Origin of the sequence: Rhizobium sp. Root1334 (assembly GCF_001426665.1) — a bacterium.
GTDB lineage: Bacteria > Pseudomonadota > Alphaproteobacteria > Rhizobiales > Rhizobiaceae > Pararhizobium.
Genome location: NZ_LMEY01000001.1, coordinates 1,257,197 through 1,282,548, shown reverse-complemented (window position 1 = coordinate 1,282,548; position 25,352 = coordinate 1,257,197). Strand labels below are relative to the sequence as shown.

The following is a 25,352-nucleotide window of genomic DNA, read 5'->3' as shown; positions in this document are numbered from 1 at the left end:
GCCGGCTCGCGATCGGCAGCCGGTGTCTCGTTTTCGCTGACGGTTAGATGAAATTGTGCTCAGAGCGCGCCACCGGTTACCGGGTTGACTACCGGTCTTTCGCTTTCGTCCTTGCTACCCGCCGGTTGGATCATCGGCGGCGCTTTTGATTTTTCGTCGGCATGCGAAGGCTTGCCCGGCGGCCGGTGAACATCGCGGGGCTTCTTCTGCTCCGGTGTTACGTTGCTATCGTCGGTGGACATCAAAGCGTCCTCACGCCATGCCAGCGGGGTCGCCGGCCGGCAAAAGGGCGGGATTCAACACGGGGTCGTTGGGATTTTTCGTGTCGCCCTTATCGATCACTGGCGGCGCTACAGGTTTCTCCTGGGAACGATCAGGAAGTCCGGGGCTGGATTGCGGTCCGCGCGGGCCGTCGTCTTCTGGCACGAGGATTGTTGTCGGCATGATCATTCTCCTTTGTCGGAGTAAAACGATGCCCGGCGGTGGATGGTTCCAAAAAGAGTTTGCTCCGGAAGTCGGACATCAAACTGTTTCGCGAAGGAGTGCAAATATGTCCGGCCGAGAGGGCCGCTGTTCCTAGTTCAAGGGAGCTTTTTCACTCTGCAAATTCCCACCGACATCCGCCTTTTTCTTTTTCTTCGGAGGTGTCGTCAGGTTTCCGGAAATAAGATCGACCGGTGTAGCAACGGTCGTTGCGGCGACCTTGCCCACGGTGTTTACCGTACCGGCTACGATTGCCGTGATGCCGTCCCCAATGCCGACATCGGAATCCGTCAGGGTCTGACCGGTCACCAGCCGCTGGCCGATGAGCTGAACGATCTCGGGACTCTCGGCAAATTTCCCGTGATTGAGGCGATCGGTGGATTTCACCTTCGTCAGATCGACCACCGTGATGCCGGCCTCTTCAAGTTTGGTCTTGTAGGGTTCTTCCGCCGGATTGATCTGTCCGAGCCGCTGCACATCGCCGGAAATATAGCGCGACAGCGCCAGAGCCCGATCATCCTGCGAGACGAAGATGGTGAAATTGGGTTTGTTTGCGCCGAGCTCGGTCCATTGCCTTGAGAAGACGTCGACATCGATATCCGGAGAGGCGAGAACGATGTTTTCAATCTTCTTCGGAAGACCACCGTCGCGGATCGCCATTTGGCGGATTGATTCCATCGCCAGCCAGGTTCCCATCGAGTGGGCAAGGATGGTGATGTCCTTGATGTTTTTGTCCGCGACCAGTGCCTTCAGCGTGTTTTCCAGCGAGGTGCGTGAGTAGTTTGTGCTTTCCTTGTCGTAATTGTAGTCGAACACCTTGGCACGGGACGGCCATGTGAAAAGGACAGGCGTCACGTTCGCGCCGGAATCATGGACGATCTGAGCAAAACGGAAGACCGAATCCTCATAGGTATTGTTGAAGCCATGGATGAAGACCATCGCATGGCCGCCGTTGGAGTGCTTGCGCACCCATTCATGTCCATCCTCAATAGTTTCCAGTGGCTTGACGCGCACGACGGCAAAGTCAGTCTCCGGATTCGGCGGTAGCTTCTTCGGCCATTGCACTGTTCCGGAGGCGCGAACCTTGTCGGATGGAATGGAAACGGCAACGTCCGTGATCGTTGGGTGCGGGCTGCGTTCCCCGGTAAATAGCGTTGCCGGATCGTCAGATGGAAGCCGGCTGGTTGCCACCAGCATATCCACGACAGCGTTGCCCTTGGGCTCGGCAGCCAGATTGAGCGGCTGCATAACGCCTTTAGCGTGGCCACCGCAGGCGGTAAGCGTTGCAACCAGAGACAGGGTGATGGTCACGCGCCCGAGGAAACCCCGGGATGAAGACGTAACAGGCATGCCGATTAGTACAGAGGTCATGGATACGCTTCCGACAAGAACACAAGATTTGACAAGGCAGCCTGGAATTGTGACTTCAACTCAGTCCACAGTCGGCTCTCGCCGTCAAGACTGAACAGGACAACTTGGGCGGTCCAGCTGATCCATGACACAGGTTCGTATTGTATTTTTGACACAGCCGGGTGACATCGGCGTTGCCGGGCCAATTTGACCCGGCAGTCCACCGCTTATCCGGATAGACCCTGTAACCCCAGTGCCGCATTCTGGCGCAGGTCCGTGATCGCGGTCCTCAGTTCGGCCTCTTCCCATCCTGCCGCCAGGCCGCCCTCGATCAGCTGTGCCTCCACATCCGCTTCCGTCAGCGCTTCCTCTTTCGACAAGTGTTCGAGTGCCACCTGCAGCGCTTCTTCACAGTCGAGCGCGCGTTCCGGATGGCCAATCGGGCGTTTGGGGGATGCGATATAAGTCATGCTCATTTCTCCTTGGCGGTGGCGTCGAGGCCGTACTGGAAATTTGCGTTGAAAGCAGACTGTCGATTGCCGTCATGGTGTAGCGCAGGCGCGTGCGTGCGCAAAGCTGAACTTGCTGCGAGCCATAGTGTCGTTCACTGCCGGGTAGGGATGAAAACCTGAAAGCCGGGAAGATGTCGATCCAGTGAAGATGACAAAATTCTAAGTGGTATTTTTGATCGCTGGACACTCTCGACACCCGGATCGGAATGCTCCATTTTCAGAATGGCTCCTTCCGGTATCATGGGCTAGCCAAAGCGTTTTCGGCGCGTTCTGGGTGCTGCCTGGCGTGAAGAAGTTGAAGTACAGTAGCGTTGCATCCGAATCGAGACACTCAACCCGGACGGCGACCGCCGTTTAAGAGGCGCTCCTTATGGCAAACCGGCTTCTCGTGATGTTTCTCGTGCTGTGCGGATCGGCCGGCATTGTATTTGGTTCCGGGCCTGCCTTGAGCCAGGACCACGCCTCGCTGCTGGGCAAATTCACGGATGATTTCGACGCGATGGAAAAGCGTCGGCTGGTGCGCATCATCGTGCCTTTCAGCAAGACCATCTACTTCATCGACAAGGGCGCTCAATACGGCACCGCGGTCGATTTCGGCACCGAGTTCCAGAAGGTCCTCAACGCCAAGACGAAGAAGGAGATCGACAAGATGCGCGTCGCCTTCGTTCCGGTAGCGCGCGACGAGCTGATCACCGCCTTGAACGAGGGGCGTGGCGATATCGTCATGGCCAATCTGACAATCACGCCTGCAAGACAGGTGGAGGTCGATTTCTCTGCACCGCTTTACGCCAAGGCTTCGGAGGTTCTGGTGACAGGTCCCGGCGCAACGGGCGTCAAAAGCCTGGATGATCTCGCCGGCAAGGAAATCCGCCTTCGTCCTTCCAGCAGCTATTACGAGCATCTGGCGGCGATCAATGAAAAGCGGAAGGCGGAGGGAAAGCCGGAAATCACGCTGGTTGCGATGGACGAAAATCTGGAAGACGAAGACCTGCTCGAAATGGTCGACGCGGGACTTCTGCCCTGGACGGTGGTCGATGACTACAAGGCGACGATCTGGAAGAACGTGTTTCCCAATCTCACCGTGCATCCGGATATCGCCGTCAATACCGATGGCGAGATTGCCTGGGCGATCCGCAAGAATAGCCCGCTTCTGAAGGCCAAGCTCGATGCTTTCGCCAACGATCACAAGATCGGCACCACCTTCGGCAATATCCTGAAGAACCGCTTTTACAAGAGCGACAAGATGGTGCGCCGTGCCTATTCGCCCGCGGAGATGGAGAAATTCACCAAGCTCGTCGATATCTTTCGCAAGCATGCCGGCGAATATTCCTTCGACTATCTGATGGTGATCGCCCAGGGCTATCAGGAATCGCAGCTGGACCAGTCGCGGCGCAGCCCGCGTGGCGCTGTCGGCATCATGCAACTGCTCCCGACGACTGCCGCCGACAAGGCGGTCGGCATCAAGGATATTTCAAGCGCTGACCGAAACGTCGAGGCCGGCAACAAGTACCTTCGCCACCTGATCGATACCTATATCGCCGATCCAGCCCTGCCGCCGCGCGAACAATTGCTCTTCGCGTTTGCGGCCTACAATGCCGGGCCGGGCAACCTGCGTAAATTCCGCGCCAAGGCAGCCGAGATGGGCCTCGATCCGAACCGCTGGTTCGGCAATGTCGAAAACGGTGCCGCCGCCATCGTTGGACGGGAAACCGTTCAATATGTCAGCAATATCTACAAGTACTACATCGCCTACGACATGCTGGCCGAACATGCGCACATGGGCGACAAGCACACCACTGAAGCCAAGAGCGCTGTCGAGTAGCCTTTCCAGGAGTCTCCCAATGACATTGAAGATTTTCCTCGCACTGGCTGCCATGGCGCCGTTTGTCACCCCGGCGACGGCACAGGATTCGGGAGCCGACCTCGCCAAGAAACTCTCCAACCCGATTGCGTCGCTCATCAGCGTTCCATTCCAGTTCAACTATGATCATGGTTATGGCCCGCTCGATGGCGACAAGGCGACGCTCAACATCCAGCCCGTCATACCGATCTCACTGAACGAGGATTGGAACCTCATATCCCGAACCATCCTCCCGGTGACGTGGCAGGACGACATCGCGGGGCCTTCGGGAACCCAGTTCGGCCTCGGTGACATCGTCCAGAGCTTCTTTCTGTCTCCCGCGAAACCGGCCGAAAGCGGCATCATATGGGGGGCCGGTCCCGTGTTCCTGATTCCGACAGCGACAGACGATCTGCTTGGCGGCGAAAAATGGGGAGCCGGCCCGACAATCGTAGCGCTCAGGCAAGATGGGCCATGGACTTACGGCATCCTTGCCAACCACATCTGGTCGTTCGCGGGCAACAGTGATCGCAGCGATGTCAGCAGCACCTTCCTGCAGCCCTTCCTTTCCTACACGACATCCGACGCCTGGACGTTCGCCCTGAATACGGAGTCAACGTATGACTGGAAGGCTGAACAGTGGTCGGTTCCGATAAATTTCACCGTCTCCAAGCTTGTCACCATCGACAAGCAGCCAATCAGCTTCACCGCTGGACTTCGCTACTGGGCGGAAGCTCCTGAAAATGGACCGGAAGGCTTGGGTGTCCGGCTCGCGGTGACATTCCTGTTTCCGAAATAGCGGTACTGGAACATCATTTGAGCGAGTGGCCGGGATGCAGTCGAGGGCGCTCCGGCAAGGAGCGGCTGTAAACGGCTCGCACGCCGGCTGTGCATAAGATTACGGAGAAACTATCCCACGATGGATCAGTCAGTGTCCAATCTGGTGGCGATCACGTCACGTCACGTCACGTCAAAGGGATGAATGGCGGACAGAGCGGTTTTGTGGTTGGGCAATCGAAACAAACGCTTAGCTTGTCCACAGCGGCCAATCCCGCCATTGAAACTATTGGCGAAATCGGCGGCGTTCCCAACCCTGTAAATCGTGCTGCGCTCTGGCTTCACCAGCATCGTTCTGACCTCGTCGGCTCTGCAATCCCCGTTCTCCGCAAGTTGTTCGACCTCTCCAACCTCGAAGCAATCGAGGCCATGAAACAGGCCCATGCGCTCGCCTATTCGGGGGCGTGACATGGCGATCCTCGAAGAGAACGATATTCTGTTCGCCCACAAGGCGCTCAACGTCATGGCGGGCGTTACCGAGGCGACGAAGCGCGTAGCCGGGGCAATCATCGATCATTTCAACAAGCGCACCGGCCAATGCGATCCCAGCATTGAACGGCTGGCGACTATGCTAGGCATCGATCGAGCAACGGTCATGCGCGCCACTGACAAGCTTGATGAACTCGGCTTCATCGAAAAGATCAGCCACGGCGGCAAGGCTCATCGTGCAGCCTACCTGCCGAACTGGGACCGTTTTCGCGCCATCGTGGAAGATTGGGATGCACGCATGAAGACCGGCAATGCACCCGGTACCCCCTGCCTGTCCACCGGCACCCCTGCCGACACACCGGCACCCAAGGTCGCAAGCGTGCGACGTTCAAGGTCGCAGGAATGCGACGTTAAAGGTCGCAGCGCTGCGACACAAACCCTTCGAAGTAACCCATCGAATAAACCCGTCGAAGGTGAACGTGTGGAAATGCAGGCGAAAAAGCCGCAACAGCAGAGCCCGCCCAAAGGGCAGAATGGGCTCTGGAAAGGGAACAAGCCGGTAGCGCAGCGTTCCATGCTCTTGCCCATCAATGGAGGCAGAAGCCCCAGCCATAGCGATGCAGCACGCGCAGCAGCCGAACGGCGCTGGTATGCCGATGTTCATGCTCTTGGCTTGAAGGCAGAGGTAGAGGTGCTGGAATGGATGACGTGGGATCGGCAGGAGGCCACGACTGAAGCCGAGAAGCAGCGAAAGGGCGCCGGACTGGCGTTCATCGTGGCGACCATGCAGAGCGAGAGGATGCGGGCCTATGGCTGACTGGCCGTACAACACCAGCACATGGCAGAAGCTCCGGCTGGCAAAGCTGGCGGCTGACCCGATGTGCGAACCATGCCGCGTGCGAGGCAACGCCACGCTTGCCAATGCCGTCGATCACATGACGCCTGTCAACGCTGGCGGTGATCCGTTCCCGCCGCTCGATGGCCTCATGTCGATGTGCGAGCGATGCCACAACGAGAAGACCGCAGCCAATGATAGGAAGCACAAGAAGCCGTTTGCTCGGAAGATCAAAGGCGTCGATGCGCAGGGCAATCCGGTCGATCATTCGGATGGCTGGCACCGGGGGGGCGGTCAAAATCACGAGAAACGCCTCTCTTCAGGACCGATGTGGGAGAACAAAATATACTTAGTTTCAGGCAGTCAAGTGTCTGACGAAAATGATGAATTAGGATTTTCATAATGGCGACAAGAGGCATAGGCGCTAAGGCTCTTTCGGAGCGCGGCAAGATTGACGTTCGCCCGGTCATGCCCTGGGATGAGCCGGGATTGACCCGCGCCGGCCGTGTCGTCGCCTTCCTTCAGGATCTGCCGATCACGGCCGGAAAGCTCGCCGGAACCACGATGGAAATCCGGCCTTGGCAGCGAAAATTCCTCGAGGCGGTCTACGCCGAGGATACGGAAGGGCGGCGACCGATCCGCACGGCCGTCCTTTCGATGGCCCGCAAGAACGGCAAGACCCAGCTCGCGGCCGGTCTGGCGCTCTGCCACCTGATGGGGCCGGAAGCGGAGCCGCGCGGCGAGGTGTATTCCGCCGCGCTTACGCGCGATCAGGCGGCGAAGCTGTTTCAGGAAATGCGGGCGATCCTGACGGCGCACCCGGAGCTTGACGACCGGGCGAACGTTATCCAGTTCAACAAGCAAATCGAAGTCCTGACCGGCGACGGCGCGGGTTCCATCTATGCCGCGCTGTCGTCTGATGCCGGTTCGAAAATGGGCCTCTCGCCTTCCTTCGTCGTTTATGACGAGCTGGGCAGCGCGCCGAACCGCGATCTTTTCGACGCCCTCGATACAGCGACCGGCGCTCGCGACAACCCGCTCATGATGTGTATTTCGACACAAGCCGCCGCCGACCATCATGTCTTTTCCGAGCTGATCGACTATGGCGAGCGCGTAAACTCCGGCGATATCGATGATCCGAGCTTCCACCTCACCCTCTATGCCGCGCCGCAGGACGCGGACCCATGGAGCCGCGAGGCATGGATTGCGGCAAATCCCGCTCTTGGCGATTTCCGTTCACAGGATGACGTGCAGCGGCAGGCAGGACAGGCGCGGCTTGTACCGTCGAAGGAAAGCGCCTTCCGCAACTTGATCCTCAATCAGCGCGTTTCTGCGGTCTCCCGCTTCATCCACAAGGCCGAATGGGACCGCTGCAAGGCGGCTCCCGATCTGGCGTACCTGGCTGGCCGCGAGTGCTATGGTGGCCTTGACCTCTCCGGCTCGCGCGATCTGACAGCGTTCGTCCTGGCGTTCCCCGGCGAGGGCCGCAGCTTCGATATCGTCTGCCAGTTCTTCATGCCGGAGGCGAACATTGGAGAGCGATCGAACGAAGACCGCGTGCCTTACGATCTCTGGGCGAAGCAGGGTTTCATCACCCTTATTCCCGGCTCGACCATCGATCCGAGCTTCGTCGCTATGAACGTCTTCAACGCGACGCAGACCTATGACTTGCGAACCATCGCTTATGATCGCTGGCGTATCGAGGACTTGAAGCGCGAGCTGGGCCTGTTCGGCGGCAACGTGCCGCTGGAGCCCTTCGGGCAGGGCTTTAAGGATATGTCGCCTGCCGTCGATATGCTGGAGCGTAGCGTGGCCGAAAGGCTCCTCCGGCATGGCGGCAATCCGGTGCTCAACATGTGCGCCGCCAATGCCGTGGTGACGCGCGATCCGGCCGGAAGCCGGAAGCTCGATAAGAGCAAGGCCACCGGCCGCATTGATGGGCTGGTGGCTTTGGCAATGGCACTACAGGTTTCCGGCCGTCATGAGCCGGAAGCGATGCCTTCATGCCTTTTGGAGCTTTTGGACTAAACTATTTCGCTATTCGTCCGGTCCCTTTGATGTGCTTTTCCCGAAATAGAAACCTAAAATCAGCAGCCAGCCGCTGGAAATAAAGTCGGGGATTTCGATCTGTCTATCAGCGAAAAAATTGATAATGTAAGACGCCGCTATAAATATTGTCATAGTGACTGCGATAAATGTTGAGACGAAGTTTGCAGACGTTATTTTATCTATCCAACTGTCTGTGTGGGTTTCTCCAACTATAGCCAATAGCTGATCATCGAAACCATAGACATCTATACTACGTCCATGCACATAAACTCTATTAACGTAGTTTGTGGTTTCGCCGTCAGCCTGCAAAATATCGAAGCTTACCGTGTAAAGACTTCCTTTCAAAAAACGAGGCTGGACATGTTGGATTTTTAGATTGAGTGCGGCTGGAGTTCGTTGAACTACGCGTAAGAAAATTTCCTGATCTATTTCGACCTTTTTGCCTAAAATCATTTGTAGGTTTTCCTAAGTCTTACGCCTGGGCCTTCGCCGTTTTCTGCAACAAAAATTAAACCCGCCGCTTCAAGCGCCTGTTTGACTGCGCGCACGTTGTTGGGGAGCCCGGATGCAGGCCCGTCGCTCGCTTCCATTCGACGCAATGTCGGCACAGAGATGTCTGCTGATTTCGCTAAGGCCTCTTGCCCGATGCCAGCAAGGGCTCGCGCAGCTGCGATTTGTCGTCCTGAAATTTGATCTGTTTCACTCAATTTGATAGCAATCTATTGACAAGCGCTCAACTTGAGCGGAATATATCATTGTAATCGAATGCAATCAAGGAGCTACGCGATGGGATACCATTTTCGCGAACAGGACAGCTATGTCCGCATTGTGGAGCTGACGCCCGCGATGCGGAAGCAGATCGAGCATACGATTGAGCACCTGCTTTCTGTGCTCGACCATTTCGACGGTGACGAAAGTCTTGAAGAGGATGACGCCCCGGAAGCGGGTGGAGACGATGAACCGTCGCTCGGCTGGGCGGAAATGCAGGCGCGATTTGACCGCTATGGGGCGGGCGATCTGCATCATTACGTTTACGGGTACGACCGCGAGCTTGATACCGCTGATGACGAGGACGGCGGCGACGCAGAGCCGGAAGAGCTTGAAGAGGCGGTGCTATGATCCCCGTTTCTGTCTTTGATGACTTAGCTGACGCCCGCGACTTGGTTGGTGCGATCTGGATGATGGCTGCCGATCTCGATGAACCTGCTCACCAAGCCGCGATCCGGCGCGTAGCAGAAATTGTCGAGAAGCAGCTTCAAGCCGTTATCGACCTCCACGAAAAACCTGTTGCCAAATTTTCCACGGCGTGACGGCCAGCGGTAATATGTGGATAGATTGCCATAAACATGGCGTGCTGGGTAAATCCTTGACGCACATAACCTTGTAGGTTAGGTTATGTGCGTTGTAGTTAGGACCCACCAATGACGACGGCCGCAAAAATGTTCGAAAAACTTTCGGAAAGCCTCAATCGCCCATTCTCCAGCATCGAGGCATATGGCCTCGCTCTGAGCAAATTCGGTTGGTGGAGTGCGAGCAAACGCGGTCGCGGCGCATCGCCGCGCTCTGTTATGGACGGCGCCAAGCTGTTGCTTGCGATCCTCGCCAACGGTCCCAGCGAGCTGGCGAACCGTGAAAACGGCGTCGAAAGCTTCTTCCTCGACTACGCGAATTTGGTGGTTGCGCCGAACATCATTGACGAACCGTGGGTAAAGCTCGTCATGAGCGAGATGGGGCTGGCGAAAGATGCCGGGTTCCTCGACTTCCTTGCGGCGCTTCTTTCGCTCCATATCAGCAATGAAGTTGATCGCGTCGTGTTTTACAGCCCCGACCCAGAAGGCTTTCACGGCGATGATGTGGTGTATGAGGGGCCGCATATCGAAGCCCGCATCAAAGGGCCGACCCCCGCGGCCGGTATCCGCTTCATGCTTTCCCACGCCATTTTGGATCGTTTGAAGGCAGAAGGACATGATGTCGAGCCGCTTTTGGGGGAGAAGGAAATCACGTTCGTACACCGCTTCTTTGCCCTTCTGATCGAAGCGCAGAAGAAAGGTGATGAGCGCGAGATTGAAAGCTTCGCTGGCGCTATTCGCGTCGTCGCCGAGTGCACAGGGCGGGGCATCGGTTTCGAACGTTTCTTCGGTGCGATGCAGTTCGAAGCGATCGCTTCGGCATTTCGCGATGCTTCCGATAGCTTGGAGGCCCCGACCGAGCACTAACGCCATTCCCCGCGCCGTTCATTGAGGCTCCGCCAGCGGGCCAATAACGACAAGCAGCTCTCCGGGGCGCGGGACCGATAGAACCACCGGACAAGGGCTGTGCGCTGGCGAAATTCCCGCCCATCAAGGGCATCTTTTAAAGCATACAACCTTACTCATGAACTTGGTTCCGGACGGCTTCAAACCCAAAGGAACGACAAATGAAAAAGCTTATCGAACTGCGCGAAAAGCGTGCTGCCAAGGTGGCCGAAATGCGCACCCTCCATCAGAAAGACAAGATGGAGGACACGGAAGAACAGCGCTTCAAGGCGCTGGAAACCGAAGTCACCGACATCGACGGGCAGATTTCCCGCGAGGAGCGCATGGCCTCTTTCGAGCGCGAAGAACAGCGCGGCGAAACGGTCAGCGGCGGCGAGTTTGACCGCGAGTTGCGCAACTATTCGCTGGCCGCTGCCATCAATGGCGCTCTCTCCGGCCGTTTGACCGGCCGCGAAGCCGAAATCGATCAGGAGCTGAAGCGCGGCCGCGAAAGCCGCTCGGGCGCTTCCGGTATCCACCTGGCTGTTCCGTCCGAAATCCTGCTTGGTGGCCGCGAACAGCGCAACCAGACTGTCGGCACGGCTGCGGCGGGTGGTTACACCGTTGCGACAAATCTTGCCGCCGTTGCGGATCGCTTTCGCCCGGCCCTCAAGGTCGAGGGCATGGGCGCAACCGTTCTGCGCGGTCTGACCGGTTTCCTTGACTTGCCGAACCTTGCCACCAGCGGCACGGCGACGTGGGTTGCGGAAAATGGCAACGCCACCCGCTCGGCCGCAACTTTCGAAAAGGTTTCGATGGCACCGAAGACAGTTACAGCGGAATATCGCCTCTCCCGCCGTCTCATGCTCCAGTCCAACACGGCTATCGAAGACCTGCTTCGCCGCGATCTGGGTTTCCTTCTGGCGCAGTCGCTCGATGCAGCGGCTATCGCGGGTAGCGGCGTTGCGCCGATCCCGAAAGGCATCCTCAATACCGCAGGCGTGGCGAAGGTCACGACGGAAACGGCATTCTCCGACACCACGGCGAACCTCATTTCCGAGCTGGAGTTGGATGACGTGAGCGGCACGGCCGCGTTCCTCACCAATCCGACGGTGATGAAGGCGGTTCGCAAGATGAAGGACGCCGATGCACATGTGATCCCCGCCGCCGAGCTTTTCCACAACGGCCGCGTCGATGTTTCGACGCAGGTTCCGACCGATATCGGCGCGACCGACGACAAGTCCGCCCTGATCTACGGCCAGTGGGGCGAGCTGTACCTGGGCTACTGGAGCGCGGTGGATATCCTGATCAACCCGTACCACCCCGACGTGGCTTCGAACGGCGGCGCTCTCCTCCATGCCTTCCTCGATGCCGACGTGGCTGTGCGCCATCCGAAGGCTTTCGCCTACGCGGAGATTTAAGCAAATGGTCTCGCTCGCTGACGCAAAGGCGTATCTCCATATCGACTTCGATGATGACGACGCGGTGGTTGAACGCCTTATCGCGGCGGCGAGCGACCACCTGACCTCCATCGGCGTGGACATGGAAGCCGCGCCGCTGCCTCCATCGGTCGAACAGGCGCAGTATTTCCTGCTTGTCCACTTCTATCAAAATCGCGAAGCAACTGGACCGTCCACGAATGCCGCTGTCGATTTCGGCGTGGACCGGCTGATTGCCCCGCATCGGGAGCACGGCATATGAGCAATTTTGAAAAACGCGGCTTCGTTATGGAAGTCCGCGCGAAAGGCCGTCGCCTTGAGGGCTATGCGGCGACCTTCTCCAAATCCGCCGATATCGGCGGCCGGTTTGTCGAGACCATCGCGCCGGGTGCCTTCTCCGTTTCGCTGCGTTCCAAGACCGACGTTCTGGCGCTGGTCGATCACGATCCGGGCCGCATGTTGGCCCGCACGCGCTCCGGCACTTTGCGTCTTTCCGAAGACAGCCGGGGTCTCGCCTTCGACCTGGACATTCCCGACACGGCGGCGGGTCGCGATGTACTGGCGCTTGCCGAACGCGGCGACCTTGGCGGTATGTCCTTCGGCTTCACGGCACTTGATGAAAAGCGCGACGGCGACCGCCGCGAGCTGCGGGCCGTTGAGCTTCACGAAATCAGCGTAGTGCTGGCGTGGCCCGCCTATGATGGCACGGTCATTCAGGCACGTTCCCTTCTCTTGTCGTCGCCGTTCCGTTGCTATGCGGATCGTGCGTTGCGTCTGCTGGAGCTTTCCAAATGAGCTTGATTGATCGCATCCTTGGCCGCGAGAAGCGTGCCGCCATCCAATCTGATGATCCCTATCTCGCGGAGTGGTTCGGCCTTCGCGGCGGTATCGGCGGCTATGTTGATCCGGGCCGCGCTACTGGCATTGCGGTGGCCCATGCCTGTATCGCCATCGTCAGCCAGAACCTTGCGGCCATGCCGCTGAACCTTTATCGCCGGAGCGACGACGGTGGGCGCGAGCGGGCAACCGATCACCCGCTTTACAGCGTCTTGCACGATATGGCTAACCCGAGCATGACGGCCTTCGAAGCCCGCGAGGCGTTGCTGGCCTCGCTCATGGTGGCAGGTAACGCCTTCGCCCGCCTCGAATGGAACGGACGTGGGCAGGTGTCCGCACTGTTCCCGCTTGATCCCGGCAACGTGGCCGTCGAGAAGCTGGAGAGCGGCCGGCTCCGCTACCGGGTTTCCGGTTCCTCCGGCGGCGTTCGCATCTACCTGCAGGAAGAAATGCTTCATCTGCGCTATCGCCTCGCACGCGACGGTGTGATGGGCCTTTCGCCTATCCAGATCGCACGCGAAACGTTCAACCTCGCCTTGACCCAGCAGGACACTGCCGGAAAGCAGGCCGCGAAAAGCTTCCTGCCGGAGGGAGCGCTGGTTTTCCCGAACGTGATCGGAAAGGATCAGCGCCAGACCGTTCTCGACAAGCTGGAAACCAAGGTCAACTCCGACCTCGCAACACGCGGCGTGTTGGTGCTAGACGGCGGGACGGACTGGAAATCTTTCTCCTTCTCTTCGAAAGATGCGGAGTTTCTGGAAAGCCGCAAGCTCACCAACATGGATATCTGCCGGATTTGGGGCGTGCCGCCCACCGTCGCGGGTATCACCGATAACGCCACCTATTCGAACGCCGATCAGGAGAGCCGCGCTCTCGTCGTGCGGTGCCTGGCACCGATGGCGCGGCGCGTCGAGCAGGCCATGAACGCATCGCTGCTGACCACCGAAGGACGCAAGACGTTGTTCGTGGAGCATGATCTGGCGGGCTTGCTGCGCGGCGACATGAAGGCGCGTTACGATGCCTACAGCGTCGGCCGTAACGGCGGGTGGCTCTCGGTCAACGAAATTCGCGGCTGGGAAAACATGCCGAAGATCGACGGTGGCGACGAATACCTCTCGCCGTTGAACATGACCGAGGCCGGGGCCGGTGAGGTGAAGGAATGACCGCGACCGGAGACCTTGACCGACGCATTACCATCCGCCGCATGATGGAAATCGGCCGCGATCCTTTCAATGAGCCGATTTATGAAGTGGCCGATTTGCTGACGGCATGGGCCAGCCGCACCGATGTGTCAGACGCCGAACGTTATGCAGCGGCCACCACTGGCAATGTGCTGCTTTCGCGTTTTGTTATCCGCTCCAGCGAGATCGCCCGGACGCTCTCTCATACCGACACCCTTGTCCATGAGGGCATCGAATGGAACATCGACGGCATCAAGGAAGCTCGCGACGGCCGTCGCCGCTTCATCGAAATCACCGCGAAATCGGGGGATTGATCGATGGCGAACCGTGCCGCTGCAATAAAACAGGCAGACGCCAAACGTCTCTTCAAAGCCGCTCTCGATGCTGGCTTTGGGGCTGCGAAGATCACGCTGCACCCTGATGGGCGGATCGAAGCGACCGCCTCATTTTCTGAAGCTGCCGTCAACACGAACGGCGGCAATACCTGGGATGATGTACTGAAATGAAGGGTAAGCGCCGCAACGGTCTGCCAAAGCATTGTTCGCTGGTCATTGACCGGCATAAGAAACGCCGCATCCGCTTTCGGGTGAAAGGTGTTGATACCTATCTGCCTTATCCTCCGACCGGAGTGGAGTTTGAAAAGGCCTATGCGGAGGCCTTGTCGGGCGTAGTCGAGTGGCGTGCGAATGTCGGCGCGAGCCGCACAAAGGCAGGCTCCTTCGATGCGCTGGCGGTTTCGTATTACCGCTCTCCTGAGTTTCAGGGGCTACGTGACAGTACGAAGCAAACCTATCGCCGCATTATCGAGAGGTTTCGTGAGAAGCATGGCACGCGCATGATGCGCGATCTCCGGCGCGAGCACGTCAAAGCCATCATTGGCGACATGTCGGATCGGCCGCAGGCGGCAAACCGTCTCCTTTCCCTTCTCAAAATCATGCTTGATCACTCGCTTGATAATGGCTGGGTTTCGGCCAATCCGGCGACGGGTATCAAAGGTTTCGCCAAAAAGACGAAGGGCTTTCACACCTGGTCGGAAGTTGAAATCGCTGCCTATGAAGCGCGACACCCGGAAGGCTCCCGTGCGCGGCTGGCGCTGGCGCTGCTTCTCTACACGGCGCAGCGCCGCAGCGATGTGGTTGCGATGGGCTGGGAAAAGATCAAGGGCAAACACATTCAGGTCAAACAGGTCAAGACTGACGCGGAGCTTGATCTGTTCATGCTCCCTGCACTCTTGGACGCAATTCGCCCGCTTCCACGCGACAAGCCCACGTTCCTCACCACCGACTTCGGAAAGCCGTTCACACCGGCCGGTTTCGGCAACTGGTTCCGTGAGCGCTGCAATGAGGCGGGGCTGGTCAATTGTTCAGCCCATGGGCTCCGCAAAGCGGCTGCGCGGCGCATGGCAGAAGGCAACATGAGCGGTGATGTGATCAAGGCCGTCACCGGCCACACCGATCTGAAGCAGGTTTCGGTTTACACCGCCGCAGCCAATCAGGCGACCCTTGCCGAGAAGGGTCTCAAGGCCATTGCCGGGAAGAAAAAGAGAACAAATTCTGTCCAACCATCCCAAAAAGTTGGACAAAAGGAAGGTGAATAAGATGGAAAATCAATCACTTGAAAAAGAGAATGGCGGACAGAGCGGGATTCGAACCCGCGATACGCTCTCACGTATACACACTTTCCAGGCGTGCGCCTTCAACCACTCGGCCACCTGTCCGTTTTGTCAATCGCACCGGCGGTTGGGGCCGGTGGATTAGAGACAAGCGCTTGCTTTCTCCTGAGAACCCCGTTCGGCTGGGCCAAACCGGGTGAGCCGCGGGCGAAAACCTGCGGACCGGCGCGATATATACCGAGGAACTCGGTGGGATCAACTGATTTCTGACAGTTTTTTGACTTCTTGCGATCCGCGCCTGCGAAAAGGTGGGATTGCGCTTGCTCCAGCCTGTGCTTATTGCTTGCTGAGCCCGGCCAATACGGCGGTAGAGTGGAGGCGGAATGCGGTTTTTGCTGCGGTTTGCGAGTTTTCTGGCGCTTGTCATGGGGGTTCTCGTTGCATCTGTCGATGCCATCCAGTCGGTCTCGGCATCGCAACCGGTGTTGACGCCATTGGCGGCGGCGCTTGCGGCAGGCGGGTCCTCGACGCAGTCGCTGGTGCAGAGCCTGGAGCGGCCGCATGCGAATGGTGCGTTTCTCGATCCGCTGATCCGTTGGTCTCTGCAGCAACCGGCTTTTGCCTTCTTCCTGCTGATCGCGCTGATCCTTTGGGTAATAGCCTACAAGCGGCGGTCCGTTGCCGGCCGGTTCTCGGCTTGAGTAAGCAAAGCCGAGTGTGAACCGGCAAAAAAGTCAGTTCTCTTTCCGCTAGCGTTGTTTTCTACGCGCCGAGCGTGCGTCTGCCGGTCTGTCACCTCTAATCCCCCGCCCGGCATGGTGAAAAGGACACAACGCCCGACAAACGATGGGGTTGCGGGCTTTTCAGCAATTGCAAAGATGCTGGATTTCGAATAGTAAAACTTGAATATAAAAAGTAGGTTTTACTCCGACCTGTAGCGACAGCCGATTCTACCGAGACCTCATGACCTTTCAACCGCGCATGAACAACAGGATTTCCGGGTTTTCCGTCATTGGCGGCCTGAACCGGCGCGAGTGGAACGGTATTGTTGCGGATCTCTGGGACGTCGAATGCGCGCCGGCCGCCGGCGGATTTTATGTGGCAGATGATCCGCGGCTGTTCATCGTGCTTGATGCCAAGGGCGGCGGGCGGCGTAATATCCGGCTGCGTCAGGCGCATCAGGCTGTCGCGGAAGACAGCCGCCGGCAGATGATTTCCTATATTCCGGCCGGCATGGAGTTGTGGGCCGAGATGGTCGATGTGAACTACGTCCGCCATCTCGATCTGCATTTTAACGCGGAGGTCCTCAGCCGCAGGCTGATGGAGGACGTCGATACGCGCAAGCTGGATACGCCGCGCTTGATGTTTTCCGAACCGCGTTTCCTGGTTCTGGCCGAGCTGATCGCTGCCGAATGCGCGAACCCGCAACCGTTGCACGATCTCTATGGCGATGGCCTGTCCGTTGCGCTGTTCGTCGACGTGATGAAGCTTGGCCCGGTGCGAACGCGCAAGCGCAGCGAACTGGCATCCTGGCAGTTGCGCCGTTCCATCGAGTATATCGAGGAAAATTGCCTGCGCGGTATCCGGATGGAGGAACTGGCAACCCTCACGGGCCTGTCCCAGTCCTATTTCAGCCATGCCTTCAAGGCTTCGACCGGCCTGCCACCGTATCAATGGCAGATGAAGGCGCGTATCGAGCGGGCCAAGCAGTTGATGCTGAAAGGCGAATTGCCGATGAGCGGGGTTGCTGCGGAAACGGGCTTTGCCGATCAGGCGCACTTTACCCGTGTGTTCCGCAAATCGGTCGGTGCGACGCCCGCCATGTGGGCAAAAAGCCAACGGTTTTGAGCATTTGCGCTTTGCCTGGGCATAATGCGGAATATGGACCAGAAACGTTCAAGAACCGCAGCCAGAGACAATCCGAACTCATCATAGTTGAGCTAAAGACTCCGCTTATATTCATGGACATGCCGGATCACGTGCCGCCGACGGGGGCGAAGACGCCCGGTTTCAAGCTGGGGTGACGAATTCATGCAGATCAAGGGGACTGGTCTCTATCGGGTGTTGATGGCGAGCGCGGCTGTTGCGGCGATCACCGGAGTACAGCCGGCACATGCACAGGACGCGGCAACGGGCAGTGCCACGGCGTTGGAGCGACTGACCGTTGAAGGCGGCAAGGGCGGCAAGCCCAGCGAGGGCGAGGCAACCGGCCCCGTTGATGGCTACGTGCCGAAGGCAACGGGTACGGGATCGAAGACCGCAACGCCGGTTTCGGAAATTCCGCAATCAGTGTCGATTATCGGACGCAAGGAACTGGACGATCGCGGCGTCGTCACCAAGATCGACGAGGCGCTGCGCTACACCGCTGGCGTTTCGACCGAGCCCTTCGGCAGCGACCCCGACACCGACTGGTTCTATATCCGCGGCTTCGATGCGACCCAGACCGGCGTCTTTCTTGATGGTCTGAACCTCTATTCCTACGGCTTCGGCGGTTTCCAGACGGATGCCTACATGATGGAACGTGTCGAGATCCTGAAAGGCCCGGCCTCCGTTCTCTATGGCGGCTCGAACCCCGGCGGTATCGTTGATCTCGTGCGCAAGCGCCCGCAGGCGGAGCCTGCCTATTCCACCGAGATCGGCATCAACAATTTCGGCAACGCCTTCTTCGGCTTCGATGCCAATGACAAGGTGAATGCCGACGGAACGATCACTTACCGCATTACCGGCAAGATTGCTGGTGGCGATAATTATTCGGATTTCTCCGAGGATTTGCGCGGCTTCATCATGCCGCAGATCACCTATGCGCCGGACGATGCGACATCGCTGACGGTGTATGCGATCGCCTCCGCCTTCGATCAGACCCATGTCGGCAACGGTTTTCTGCCCTACGAGGGCACGGTGACCAATGCGCCGTTCGGCAAGATCGACCGCGACCTGTTTACCGGCGAGCCGGATCACGATTTTGGCCGTTACGACCAGCAGATGTTCGGCTACGAATTCTCCCACGAGTTCGACAATGGATGGAAGGTCTCGCAGAACCTGCGCTACAGCCATCTCGATAAGGCTGAGGAGCTGGTCTATCCCTACGCCTATACCCCGACCTATGATCTGGCCCGGCTTGGCTTCAAGCATGATACGTCAGTCGATAGCTTCAGTGTTGACAACCGCGCTGAGAAGGAATTCTCGACCGGACCGCTCAATCACTCGCTGCTACTCGGCCTGGATTACAAGAATTTCAAAATCGACCAGACCCAGGCTTCAGCATTTCCTGGCCCGGACCTCGACCCGACCGACCCGGTCTACGGTGGCACTCTGCCTGCGTACTTCACCTATCTCGACGGTGTCACGCGGATGAAGCAGACTGGCGTCTATGCGCAGGATCAGATCCGGTTTGGCGATGGTTGGCTGGTCACGCTGAATGGCCGCTACGACTATGTCGATATCGACAATGCTTCCTGGCTTGCGACAGGTTCCTACAGCACCACGGATAGCGCGGTGAGCGGCCGTGCCGGCCTTGCCTATGAGTTCGACAACGGCCTGACGCCGTATGTTTCGGCGGCTACCTTCTTCAATCCTCTGGTCGGAACGGCATTCACCGGCGGGGCGCTTGAGCCGGAAGATGGCCACCAGATCGAAGGCGGCATCAAGTACGAGCCGACCTTTATCGATGGCCTGTTCACGGCCTCCGTCTATCATATCGTCAAGAAGAACGTGGCGCTGACCCGTCCCGATTTCCTGCAGGAACAGCTTGGCGAAGTGACCTCCACCGGTCTGGAACTGGAAGGCAAGGTCAATCTCAATCAGAACTGGAGGCTGATCGGCTCCTATACCTATAACGATCTGGAGGTCACCGAAGATCTCAATCCGGCGCTGATCGGCAACCGGCCGTATCTGATCCCGGAACACCAGGCGGCTCTTTGGGTCGAATATCTGGTAACCGATGGCGCGATGGAAGGTGTCAGCATCGGCGGTGGCCTACGCTATCAGGGCGAGTCTTTCGCCGATATGGCAAACACCGCCAAGGTTCCGGACGCGGTCGTCGCGGACGCTGCGATCCGCTACGAAAAGAACGGCTGGGGTGCAGCCCTCAACGTCACCAACCTGTTCGACAAGGAATACGTCAAGGGTTGCCAGGGCCTGTTCACCTGCGGCTACGGCGACCAGCGGACAGTGACGCTGAAGCTCAGCAAGTCCTGGTAGCGCAGGCCAGAGAGAAAATATTGAAAGTCGCGGCGCCTGGGTGCCGCGGCTTTTTCGTTTACGGCAGGCGTGGACGGCCTACGGACGGAGATTGCCCACCAGCCAATTTGATGATTTTGCCGGTTTTTTGAGCCATTTACCTTTTTTTACCAATTGAAAAATTTCGGGTGAATTTTGATTTGAGGCATGCAAGGATGCGCCCCAGCCAAACATCCCCTAAAAAGGGAGTGGTGGTTCCGCAGACATGCTCCCGAAAGAGGAGCTTGCGGGAGGACCCAACAAGATCAATAGCAACAACAGGGCTGCACAATGAAAAAAACCCTCCTCGGTCTCTTTGCCTTTTCGATGATGTCGGCCACGGCTCTTGCTGCCGACGTTAAGCCGGCGCTCATTTTCGATCTCGGCGGCAAGTTCGACAAATCCTTCAACGAAGCAGCCTTCAACGGCGCGGAAAAGTTCAAGACCGAAACCGGCATTGAATACCGCGAGTTCGAAATCAGCAACGACGCCCAGCGCGAACAGGCGTTGCGCCGCTTCGCCGGCGACGGCAACAACCCGATCGTGGTTGTCGGCTTCAACTGGGCGCCGCCGCTGGAAAAGCTGTCGGCTGAATATCCGGACACCAAATTCGCCATCATCGACACCGTCGTTGAGAAGCCGAACGTCAAGTCGATCGTCTTCAAGGAGCAGGAAGGCTCGTATCTCGTCGGCGTTCTCGCCGGTCTCGCTTCCAAGTCGAAGACCGTCAGCTTCGTCGGCGGCATGGATGTTCCGTTGATCCACAAGTTCGCCTGCGGCTACATCGGTGGCGCCAAGTCCACCGGCGCTGATGTCAAGGTGCTCGAAGCCTATACGGGCACCACGCCGGATGCCTGGAACGACCCGGTCAAGGGTGGCGAAATCGCCAAGTCGCAGATGGATCAGGGTTCTGATGTTGTCTATCACGCTGCCGGCGGTACCGGCGTTGGCGTGCTGCAGGCGGCCGCAGATGCTGGCAAGCTCGGCATCGGCGTCGATTCGAACCAGAATGGCCTTCAGCCGGGCAAGGTCCTGACCTCGATGCTGAAGCGCGTCGATGTTGCCGTCTATGAAGCCTTCAAGGCTGCCAAGGATGACAAGTTCGAGTTCGGCACGTCGAACCTCGGCCTCAAGGAAGATGGCGTCGGCTTTGCGCTCGATGACAACAACAAGGCGTTGATCACCCCGGACATGCTGACTGCGGTCGACAAGGTCAAGGCTGATATCATTGCCGGCACGGTTCAGGTTCACGACTACATGTCGGATGAAGCCTGCCCTTATTGATCTCGTGTGATTGAATGAAAGAAGCCGCCGGTCCTTTGGGCTGGCGGCTTTTTCGTGTCATGAGGAAGGTAAGTAGCCGGCTCAGTAATGCGGCGGCCGGGTATTCGCCGGCGCTTCCAGGCTCTGCTCTTCAAGGCTGAGAAAGCGCTCGGTCAGCCGGTCGAGTTTGGCCCGGATTTGCTCGACCACAGTCCATTGCTGCGTCAATTGATCGGACAGTTCTTCGATCGTCTTCGCTTGGTGTGCGATCGTCTCCTCAAGGCGGGTGATACGTTCGCTGTCGTTGCTCATGGTTTTTCCTTAAGGCAGCCTCGTGTTCGATGCATTCCCTATCATATCCACATGATCGATACAGTCTGCGGTCCGGCTATATTGCGTTTCGTCCGGAAGTGCGTAAATCGCGCTGGACTCTCCCGAATGAACTGGGAAGAGTAGATGGGCTTTCGATTTTTTGACTTACGCGTCGGGAATTCGATGCTAAACTTATACCAATTGGTAAAAAAATCGATGCCCGGACTACCGCTCTCAAGGCGGAGGAAACCGGGCCGACTTGGGGAACATGGGTCAATATGAGCGATATTGCCATTGAGTTGCGTGGTATCGACAAGAGCTTCGGCCTTGTCCATGCCAACAAGAATATCAACCTGACCGTCCGCAAGGGCACCATTCACGGCATTATCGGTGAAAACGGCGCCGGTAAATCGACGCTGATGTCGATCCTTTACGGCTTCTACCAGGCCGACAAGGGCGATATCATCATTGATGGCAAGACCGTGACGATCAAGGATCCGAACGCGGCGATTGCCAGCGGTATCGGCATGGTGCACCAGCATTTCATGCTGGTCGAAAATTTCACCGTGCTCGAGAATGTCATGCTCGGCGCCGAAGAAAGCCAGATCCTCAACACCAGTATTTCCAAGGCCCGCGTCGAGCTGAAGCGGCTGGAAAAGGAATATGCGCTGGAGGTCAATCCGGATGCGCTGATCGAGCAGTTGCCGGTCGGCCTGCAGCAGCGCGTCGAAATCCTCAAGGCCCTCTATCGCAAGGCCGATATCCTCATTCTCGATGAGCCGACGGGCGTTTTGACGCCGCCGGAAGCCGACCATCTGTTCCGCATCCTTGGCCAGCTGAAGGACCAGGGCAAGACGATCATCTTCATCACCCACAAGCTGCGCGAGATCATGGCGATCACTGACGAAGTCTCCGTCATGCGCCGCGGCGAGATGGTGGCGACGCGCAAGACCAAGGAAACCTCGGTCGAGGAACTGGCCGAACTGATGGTTGGCCGCCGCGTGCTGCTTCGCGTCGAAAAGGGCGCGGCCAATCCGGGTGAGGTGAAACTCGCGGTGGAAAACCTGACGGTGCGTGACGGTCGCGGCGTCACCATGGTCGACAACGTTTCCTTCAATTTGCGCGCCGGTGAAATCGTCGGCATTGCCGGTGTTGCCGGCAATGGCCAGTCGGAACTTCTGGAAGCAATCTCGGGCATCCGCAGGGCGGTCAGCGGCAAGGTGCTGCTGAACGGCAAACCGATCGACGTGACCGGCCATGTCGACCCGCGCGAACTGCGCGACCGCGGCCTCGGCCATGTTCCGGAAGATCGCCATCATGTCGGGCTGGTGTTGAAGTTCGAGGAGGCCGAAAACGGCATTCTCGGCTATCACCATGAAAAGCGCTTCCTGAACGGGGTGTTTCTCAACACCAAGGCGATCCAGGCGGATGCTGAGGAGAAGATCAAGAAATACGACATCCGGCCGCCCAATCCACGGCTGAAGACCGCCAATTTTTCTGGCGGGAACCAGCAGAAGATCGTGCTGGCGCGCGAAATGGAGCGCGGCCCGGATGTGCTGATCATCGGCCAGCCGACACGCGGTGTCGATGTCGGCGCCATCGAATTCATCCACAAGCGGATCATCGAGATGCGCGACCAGGGCATGGCTGTTTTGCTCGTCTCTGTCGAACTCGATGAAATCCGTGCCCTGTCCGACCGTATCATCGTCATGTTCGCCGGCGGTGTGGTTGGCGAGCGCGATCCGGATGCGACCGAAGGGGAGCTCGGCCTGTTGATGGCCGGTGTCGAAGGCCGCAAGGAGGCCGCCGAATGAGCAATCCATACGCAAAACTGCCGGCCTGGGCCGAATATGGCCTGATCCCGCTGATCAACCTTGTCGTCGCCTTTCTGGTGGCCGGTCTCGTCGTGCTTCTGGTCGGCGAAAACCCGCTGAATGCCGCCTACCATATGATCAACGGCGCCTTCGGCCGCGGCGAATATATCGGCTTCACGCTGTATTATGCCACGACCTTCATCTTCACCGGCCTCTCGGTCGCAGTCGCCTTCCATGCCGGGCTGTTCAATATCGGCAGTGAAGGCCAGGCCTATATCGGCGGCATCGGCGTGGCGCTTGCCTGCCTCTGGCTCGACAAGACCATGCCCTGGTTCGTGGTCTTTCCGTTGGCGATCATCGGTTCGGCCGCTTTTGGCGCCATGTGGGCCTTCCTGCCCGGCTGGCTGCAGGCCAAGCGCGGCAGCCACGTGGTTATTACCACCATCATGTTCAATTTCATCGCCGCCAGCCTGATGGTCTATCTGCTGACCCGCGTTCTGAAGCCTCTCGGCCAGATGGCGCCACAGACCCGTACTTTTGAGGCGGGCGGGCAGCTGCCGAAGCTGGACTGGCTTATGTCGATCTTCGGGCTCAATCTCGGCAATTCGCCGTTCAACGTCTCCTTCCTTTTGGCGCTTCTGGCCGCGTTCGGGGTCTGGGTGCTGATCTGGCGCACCAAGCTCGGCTACGAGATGCGCACCATGGGCCATAGCCCCTCGGCGGCGCGCTATGCCGGCATTGGCGAGGCGCGCATCACCGTCATCGTCATGATGATCTCGGGTGGTCTGGCCGGTATGATGGCGCTGAACCCGATCATGGGCGAGCAGTATCGCATGCAGCTGGATTTCGTGCAGGGCGCCGGCTTCGTCGGCATCGCAGTGGCGCTGATGGGCCGGTCGCATCCGGCCGGGATCATTCCGGCAGCCGTCCTGTTCGGCATGCTTTATCAGGGCGGAGCCGAAATCGCCTTCGAAATGCCGTCCATTTCGCGGGACATGATCGTCATCATCCAGGGCCTGGTCATTCTCTTTGCCGGCGCGCTCGAAAACATGTTCCGCCCGGCCATCGGCCGAGCATTTGCCGGTATCGGCCGCCGCTCCGCAGTTGCAGCCCAGACAAGGGGAGCCTGAGCCATGGATTTTTTCCACACGATCATCGCGATCCTTGAATCGACCATCCGTGTTTCCGTACCCTTGATCTTTGCGGCGCTGGCCGGCTTGTTCACCGAGCGGGCAGGGGTGTTCGACATCGGCCTTGAAGGCAAGATGCTCGGTGCCGCTTTTGCCGCCGGTGCGGTTGCTGCGGTCACCGGCAATGTGATGATGGGCCTGATGGCCGCCGTCCTCATCTCTGTCCTGTTGTCATTGGTGCATGGGTATGCCTCGATCACCCAGCGCGGCAGCCAGATCGTTTCCGGCGTCGCCATCAACTTCATCGTTGCCGGGTCCACGGTCATTCTCGGCGAAGCCTGGTTCCGGCAGGGCGGCCGCACACCCGCACTGTCAGGCGATGCCCGCTTCCAGACGATAACACTGCCGTTTGCCGATGCGGTCAGGGACGTGCCGTTTCTTGGGCCGATCTATTCCGAACTGTTGTCCGGCCATTTCATCCTGACCTATGTCGCCTTCGCCCTGGTTCCGTTCAGCTGGTGGGTGCTCTATCGCACCCGCTTCGGCCTTCGCCTGCGTGCCGTCGGCGAAAACCCGAGTGCCGTCGATACTGCCGGTATTTCCGTGATCTGGCTGCGCTACCGCGCCGTCATCTGCTGCGGCATTCTCTGCGGCTTCGCAGGGGCCTATCTGTCGCTGGCGATGAGTGCGGGCTTCGTCAAGGGTATGACGGCGGGCAAGGGCTATATCGCGCTTGCGGCGCTGATCTTTGCCAAGTGGCGGCCGGTCAACATCATGCTTGCCTGCCTGCTGTTCGGTTTCCTCGATGCGCTGTCGATTCGCCTGCAGGGAAATCCGCTGCCGTTGATCGGTCAGGTACCGGTACAATTGATGCAGGCGCTGCCCTATATCCTCACGGTCATCCTGCTTGCCGGTTTCATCGGCAAGGCCATCCCGCCCAAGGCAGGTGGTGTACCCTATGTGAAGGAGCGCTGACC

Annotated in this window: 30 protein-coding genes and 1 tRNA gene; 22 read left to right on the top strand and 9 right to left on the bottom strand. The window is 58.5% G+C overall.

Going from position 1 to position 25,352, the window contains the following annotated elements:
• Positions 1–59: 59 nt before the first annotated feature.
• From ASD36_RS06240 to ASD36_RS06225, 4 genes are all read right to left on the bottom strand, one after another.
• Positions 60–242: a hypothetical protein gene (locus tag ASD36_RS06240; RefSeq protein ID WP_060501089.1), complete on the bottom strand. Its 183-nt coding sequence runs from the start codon at positions 240–242 to the stop codon at positions 60–62.
• Between the two features lie 10 nt (positions 243–252).
• Complete coding sequence (locus ASD36_RS06235) at positions 253–450, bottom strand: hypothetical protein (RefSeq protein WP_347360118.1); 198 nt, start codon at positions 448–450, stop codon at positions 253–255.
• Positions 451–576: 126 nt separating this feature from the next.
• The gene (locus tag ASD36_RS06230; protein ID WP_060501085.1) at positions 577–1,833 is read right to left on the bottom strand and encodes an alpha/beta hydrolase; all 1,257 of its coding nucleotides are present in this window, start codon (positions 1,831–1,833) and stop codon (positions 577–579) included.
• Between the two features lie 227 nt (positions 1,834–2,060).
• Entirely contained in the window at positions 2,061–2,303 is a 243-nt protein-coding gene (locus ASD36_RS06225; protein WP_060501083.1) for a hypothetical protein, read from the bottom strand.
• Positions 2,304–2,715: 412 nt separating this feature from the next.
• On the opposite strand from ASD36_RS06225, the gene ASD36_RS06220 reads away from it, so the two are divergent.
• Both ASD36_RS06220 and ASD36_RS06215 read left to right on the top strand, forming a co-directional pair.
• Positions 2,716–4,167, top strand: a complete 1,452-nt coding sequence (locus tag ASD36_RS06220; RefSeq protein ID WP_060501081.1) for a transporter substrate-binding domain-containing protein — start codon at positions 2,716–2,718, stop codon at positions 4,165–4,167.
• A 52-nt stretch (positions 4,168–4,219) separates the two neighbouring features.
• Positions 4,220–4,984, top strand: a complete 765-nt coding sequence (locus tag ASD36_RS06215) for a transporter (RefSeq protein WP_244481818.1) — start codon at positions 4,220–4,222, stop codon at positions 4,982–4,984.
• 161 nt (positions 4,985–5,145) lie between these two features.
• On the opposite strand, the gene ASD36_RS30480 is transcribed toward ASD36_RS06215, so the two are convergent.
• Complete coding sequence (locus ASD36_RS30480) at positions 5,146–5,406, bottom strand: hypothetical protein (RefSeq protein ID WP_156393808.1); 261 nt, start codon at positions 5,404–5,406, stop codon at positions 5,146–5,148.
• Positions 5,407–5,431: 25 nt separating this feature from the next.
• Here ASD36_RS30480 and ASD36_RS06205 point away from each other — a divergent pair, with 25 nt between their 5' ends.
• Genes ASD36_RS06205 through ASD36_RS06195 form a run of 3 tightly spaced genes read left to right on the top strand, consistent with a single transcriptional unit; the run spans position 5,432 to position 8,314 of the window.
• Entirely contained in the window at positions 5,432–6,268 is an 837-nt protein-coding gene (locus tag ASD36_RS06205; RefSeq protein ID WP_060511991.1) for a helix-turn-helix domain-containing protein, read from the top strand.
• Positions 6,261–6,689 carry an HNH endonuclease gene (locus tag ASD36_RS30475; protein ID WP_112834704.1) on the top strand — a complete coding sequence of 143 codons (429 nt, stop codon included), beginning with the start codon at positions 6,261–6,263 and terminating at the stop codon, positions 6,687–6,689. Before ASD36_RS06205 ends, ASD36_RS30475 begins: the two co-directional genes overlap by 8 nt.
• On the top strand, positions 6,689–8,314 hold the full coding sequence (locus ASD36_RS06195) for a terminase TerL endonuclease subunit (RefSeq protein WP_060511989.1): 1,626 nt from the start codon (positions 6,689–6,691) through the stop codon (positions 8,312–8,314). The genes ASD36_RS30475 and ASD36_RS06195 overlap by 1 nt, the downstream gene beginning before the upstream one ends.
• 9 nt (positions 8,315–8,323) lie before the next feature.
• On the opposite strand, the gene ASD36_RS06190 is transcribed toward ASD36_RS06195, so the two are convergent.
• Positions 8,324–8,788 carry a hypothetical protein gene (locus ASD36_RS06190; protein ID WP_060511987.1) on the bottom strand — a complete coding sequence of 155 codons (465 nt, stop codon included), beginning with the start codon at positions 8,786–8,788 and terminating at the stop codon, positions 8,324–8,326.
• The gene (locus ASD36_RS29755) at positions 8,785–9,042 is read right to left on the bottom strand and encodes a helix-turn-helix domain-containing protein (protein WP_082562693.1); all 258 of its coding nucleotides are present in this window, start codon (positions 9,040–9,042) and stop codon (positions 8,785–8,787) included. Before ASD36_RS29755 ends, ASD36_RS06190 begins: the two co-directional genes overlap by 4 nt.
• A 79-nt stretch (positions 9,043–9,121) precedes the next feature.
• Here ASD36_RS29755 and ASD36_RS06185 point away from each other — a divergent pair, with 79 nt between their 5' ends.
• The 10 genes from ASD36_RS06185 to ASD36_RS06140 all read left to right on the top strand — a co-directional run bounded on the left by ASD36_RS06185 (position 9,122) and on the right by ASD36_RS06140 (position 15,623).
• Positions 9,122–9,454 (top strand): hypothetical protein, encoded by a 333-nt coding sequence (locus ASD36_RS06185; protein WP_060511985.1) that lies wholly within the window; start codon positions 9,122–9,124, stop codon positions 9,452–9,454.
• Complete coding sequence (locus ASD36_RS06180) at positions 9,451–9,645, top strand: hypothetical protein (RefSeq protein ID WP_060511983.1); 195 nt, start codon at positions 9,451–9,453, stop codon at positions 9,643–9,645. Before ASD36_RS06185 ends, ASD36_RS06180 begins: the two co-directional genes overlap by 4 nt.
• A 111-nt stretch (positions 9,646–9,756) precedes the next feature.
• A complete protein-coding gene (locus ASD36_RS06175; RefSeq protein ID WP_060511981.1) occupies positions 9,757–10,551 on the top strand; it encodes a hypothetical protein in 795 nt (264 codons plus the stop codon).
• Between the two features lie 200 nt (positions 10,552–10,751).
• Complete coding sequence (locus ASD36_RS06170; RefSeq protein ID WP_060511979.1) at positions 10,752–11,990, top strand: phage major capsid protein; 1,239 nt, start codon at positions 10,752–10,754, stop codon at positions 11,988–11,990.
• Positions 11,991–11,994: 4 nt separating this feature from the next.
• Positions 11,995–12,270 (top strand): head-tail connector protein, encoded by a 276-nt coding sequence (locus ASD36_RS06165; protein ID WP_060511977.1) that lies wholly within the window; start codon positions 11,995–11,997, stop codon positions 12,268–12,270.
• Positions 12,267–12,803 carry an HK97 family phage prohead protease gene (locus tag ASD36_RS06160; RefSeq protein WP_060511975.1) on the top strand — a complete coding sequence of 179 codons (537 nt, stop codon included), beginning with the start codon at positions 12,267–12,269 and terminating at the stop codon, positions 12,801–12,803. Before ASD36_RS06165 ends, ASD36_RS06160 begins: the two co-directional genes overlap by 4 nt.
• On the top strand, positions 12,800–14,008 hold the full coding sequence (locus ASD36_RS06155) for a phage portal protein (protein ID WP_060511973.1): 1,209 nt from the start codon (positions 12,800–12,802) through the stop codon (positions 14,006–14,008). Before ASD36_RS06160 ends, ASD36_RS06155 begins: the two co-directional genes overlap by 4 nt.
• Entirely contained in the window at positions 14,005–14,340 is a 336-nt protein-coding gene (locus ASD36_RS06150) for a phage head closure protein (RefSeq protein WP_060511971.1), read from the top strand. The genes ASD36_RS06155 and ASD36_RS06150 overlap by 4 nt, the downstream gene beginning before the upstream one ends.
• Positions 14,341–14,343: 3 nt before the next feature.
• On the top strand, positions 14,344–14,532 hold the full coding sequence (locus ASD36_RS06145; protein ID WP_060511969.1) for a hypothetical protein: 189 nt from the start codon (positions 14,344–14,346) through the stop codon (positions 14,530–14,532).
• The gene (locus ASD36_RS06140) at positions 14,529–15,623 is read left to right on the top strand and encodes a site-specific integrase (protein WP_060511966.1); all 1,095 of its coding nucleotides are present in this window, start codon (positions 14,529–14,531) and stop codon (positions 15,621–15,623) included. Before ASD36_RS06145 ends, ASD36_RS06140 begins: the two co-directional genes overlap by 4 nt.
• Before the next feature lie 30 nt (positions 15,624–15,653).
• On the opposite strand, the gene ASD36_RS06135 is transcribed toward ASD36_RS06140, so the two are convergent.
• A tRNA-Ser gene (locus tag ASD36_RS06135) sits at positions 15,654–15,743 on the bottom strand.
• Between the two features lie 278 nt (positions 15,744–16,021).
• Here ASD36_RS06135 and ASD36_RS06130 point away from each other — a divergent pair.
• The 4 genes from ASD36_RS06130 (at position 16,022) to ASD36_RS06110 (ending at position 21,140) form a co-directional block, all read left to right on the top strand.
• Positions 16,022–16,339: a hypothetical protein gene (locus ASD36_RS06130; protein ID WP_060501077.1), complete on the top strand. Its 318-nt coding sequence runs from the start codon at positions 16,022–16,024 to the stop codon at positions 16,337–16,339.
• Positions 16,340–16,601: 262 nt separating this feature from the next.
• Positions 16,602–17,486, top strand: a complete 885-nt coding sequence (locus ASD36_RS06125) for an AraC family transcriptional regulator (RefSeq protein WP_060501075.1) — start codon at positions 16,602–16,604, stop codon at positions 17,484–17,486.
• A gap of 183 nt (positions 17,487–17,669) precedes the next feature.
• Entirely contained in the window at positions 17,670–19,838 is a 2,169-nt protein-coding gene (locus ASD36_RS06115) for a TonB-dependent siderophore receptor (protein WP_060501071.1), read from the top strand.
• A gap of 309 nt (positions 19,839–20,147) precedes the next feature.
• The gene (locus tag ASD36_RS06110; RefSeq protein ID WP_060501069.1) at positions 20,148–21,140 is read left to right on the top strand and encodes a BMP family ABC transporter substrate-binding protein; all 993 of its coding nucleotides are present in this window, start codon (positions 20,148–20,150) and stop codon (positions 21,138–21,140) included.
• 81 nt (positions 21,141–21,221) lie between these two features.
• On the opposite strand, the gene ASD36_RS06105 is transcribed toward ASD36_RS06110, so the two are convergent.
• Positions 21,222–21,431 carry a SlyX family protein gene (locus tag ASD36_RS06105; protein WP_060501066.1) on the bottom strand — a complete coding sequence of 70 codons (210 nt, stop codon included), beginning with the start codon at positions 21,429–21,431 and terminating at the stop codon, positions 21,222–21,224.
• 278 nt (positions 21,432–21,709) lie between these two features.
• On the opposite strand from ASD36_RS06105, the gene ASD36_RS06100 reads away from it, so the two are divergent.
• The 3 genes from ASD36_RS06100 to ASD36_RS06090 are packed head-to-tail and all read left to right on the top strand — an operon-like array spanning position 21,710 to position 25,350.
• Positions 21,710–23,245, top strand: coding sequence for an ABC transporter ATP-binding protein (locus tag ASD36_RS06100; RefSeq protein WP_060501063.1), 1,536 nt, complete (start codon positions 21,710–21,712; stop codon positions 23,243–23,245).
• Positions 23,242–24,375, top strand: coding sequence for an ABC transporter permease (locus ASD36_RS06095; protein WP_060501062.1), 1,134 nt, complete (start codon positions 23,242–23,244; stop codon positions 24,373–24,375). The genes ASD36_RS06100 and ASD36_RS06095 overlap by 4 nt, the downstream gene beginning before the upstream one ends.
• Positions 24,376–24,378: 3 nt before the next feature.
• Positions 24,379–25,350: an ABC transporter permease gene (locus ASD36_RS06090; RefSeq protein WP_060501060.1), complete on the top strand. Its 972-nt coding sequence runs from the start codon at positions 24,379–24,381 to the stop codon at positions 25,348–25,350.
• The last annotated feature ends 2 nt before the right edge of the window (positions 25,351–25,352 follow it).

What these genes read in the sequence shown, in the direction of transcription:
- ASD36_RS06230 (WP_060501085.1), bottom strand. Translation starts at nt 1,833, where the DNA reads ATGCCTGTTACGTCTTCATCCCGGGGTTTCCTCGGGCGCGTGACCATC.
- ASD36_RS06155 (WP_060511973.1), top strand. Translation starts at nt 12,800, where the DNA reads ATGAGCTTGATTGATCGCATCCTTGGCCGCGAGAAGCGTGCCGCCATC.
- ASD36_RS06175 (WP_060511981.1), top strand. Translation starts at nt 9,757, where the DNA reads ATGACGACGGCCGCAAAAATGTTCGAAAAACTTTCGGAAAGCCTCAAT.
- ASD36_RS06235 (WP_347360118.1), bottom strand. Translation starts at nt 450, where the DNA reads ATGATCATGCCGACAACAATCCTCGTGCCAGAAGACGACGGCCCGCGC.
- ASD36_RS06100 (WP_060501063.1), top strand. Translation starts at nt 21,710, where the DNA reads ATGAGCGATATTGCCATTGAGTTGCGTGGTATCGACAAGAGCTTCGGC.
- ASD36_RS06240 (WP_060501089.1), bottom strand. Translation starts at nt 242, where the DNA reads ATGTCCACCGACGATAGCAACGTAACACCGGAGCAGAAGAAGCCCCGC.
- ASD36_RS30480 (WP_156393808.1), bottom strand. Translation starts at nt 5,406, where the DNA reads ATGGGCCTGTTTCATGGCCTCGATTGCTTCGAGGTTGGAGAGGTCGAA.
- ASD36_RS06205 (WP_060511991.1), top strand. Translation starts at nt 5,432, where the DNA reads ATGGCGATCCTCGAAGAGAACGATATTCTGTTCGCCCACAAGGCGCTC.
- ASD36_RS06195 (WP_060511989.1), top strand. Translation starts at nt 6,689, where the DNA reads ATGGCGACAAGAGGCATAGGCGCTAAGGCTCTTTCGGAGCGCGGCAAG.
- ASD36_RS06220 (WP_060501081.1), top strand. Translation starts at nt 2,716, where the DNA reads ATGGCAAACCGGCTTCTCGTGATGTTTCTCGTGCTGTGCGGATCGGCC.
- ASD36_RS06170 (WP_060511979.1), top strand. Translation starts at nt 10,752, where the DNA reads ATGAAAAAGCTTATCGAACTGCGCGAAAAGCGTGCTGCCAAGGTGGCC.
- ASD36_RS06215 (WP_244481818.1), top strand. Translation starts at nt 4,220, where the DNA reads ATGGCGCCGTTTGTCACCCCGGCGACGGCACAGGATTCGGGAGCCGAC.
- ASD36_RS06095 (WP_060501062.1), top strand. Translation starts at nt 23,242, where the DNA reads ATGAGCAATCCATACGCAAAACTGCCGGCCTGGGCCGAATATGGCCTG.
- ASD36_RS06140 (WP_060511966.1), top strand. Translation starts at nt 14,529, where the DNA reads ATGAAGGGTAAGCGCCGCAACGGTCTGCCAAAGCATTGTTCGCTGGTC.
- ASD36_RS06090 (WP_060501060.1), top strand. Translation starts at nt 24,379, where the DNA reads ATGGATTTTTTCCACACGATCATCGCGATCCTTGAATCGACCATCCGT.
- ASD36_RS06145 (WP_060511969.1), top strand. Translation starts at nt 14,344, where the DNA reads ATGGCGAACCGTGCCGCTGCAATAAAACAGGCAGACGCCAAACGTCTC.
- ASD36_RS06180 (WP_060511983.1), top strand. Translation starts at nt 9,451, where the DNA reads ATGATCCCCGTTTCTGTCTTTGATGACTTAGCTGACGCCCGCGACTTG.
- ASD36_RS06160 (WP_060511975.1), top strand. Translation starts at nt 12,267, where the DNA reads ATGAGCAATTTTGAAAAACGCGGCTTCGTTATGGAAGTCCGCGCGAAA.
- ASD36_RS06225 (WP_060501083.1), bottom strand. Translation starts at nt 2,303, where the DNA reads ATGACTTATATCGCATCCCCCAAACGCCCGATTGGCCATCCGGAACGC.
- ASD36_RS06150 (WP_060511971.1), top strand. Translation starts at nt 14,005, where the DNA reads ATGACCGCGACCGGAGACCTTGACCGACGCATTACCATCCGCCGCATG.
- ASD36_RS06125 (WP_060501075.1), top strand. Translation starts at nt 16,602, where the DNA reads ATGACCTTTCAACCGCGCATGAACAACAGGATTTCCGGGTTTTCCGTC.
- ASD36_RS06105 (WP_060501066.1), bottom strand. Translation starts at nt 21,431, where the DNA reads ATGAGCAACGACAGCGAACGTATCACCCGCCTTGAGGAGACGATCGCA.
- ASD36_RS06185 (WP_060511985.1), top strand. Translation starts at nt 9,122, where the DNA reads ATGGGATACCATTTTCGCGAACAGGACAGCTATGTCCGCATTGTGGAG.
- ASD36_RS06115 (WP_060501071.1), top strand. Translation starts at nt 17,670, where the DNA reads ATGCAGATCAAGGGGACTGGTCTCTATCGGGTGTTGATGGCGAGCGCG.
- ASD36_RS30475 (WP_112834704.1), top strand. Translation starts at nt 6,261, where the DNA reads ATGGCTGACTGGCCGTACAACACCAGCACATGGCAGAAGCTCCGGCTG.
- ASD36_RS06165 (WP_060511977.1), top strand. Translation starts at nt 11,995, where the DNA reads ATGGTCTCGCTCGCTGACGCAAAGGCGTATCTCCATATCGACTTCGAT.
- ASD36_RS06190 (WP_060511987.1), bottom strand. Translation starts at nt 8,788, where the DNA reads ATGATTTTAGGCAAAAAGGTCGAAATAGATCAGGAAATTTTCTTACGC.
- ASD36_RS06130 (WP_060501077.1), top strand. Translation starts at nt 16,022, where the DNA reads ATGCGGTTTTTGCTGCGGTTTGCGAGTTTTCTGGCGCTTGTCATGGGG.
- ASD36_RS06110 (WP_060501069.1), top strand. Translation starts at nt 20,148, where the DNA reads ATGAAAAAAACCCTCCTCGGTCTCTTTGCCTTTTCGATGATGTCGGCC.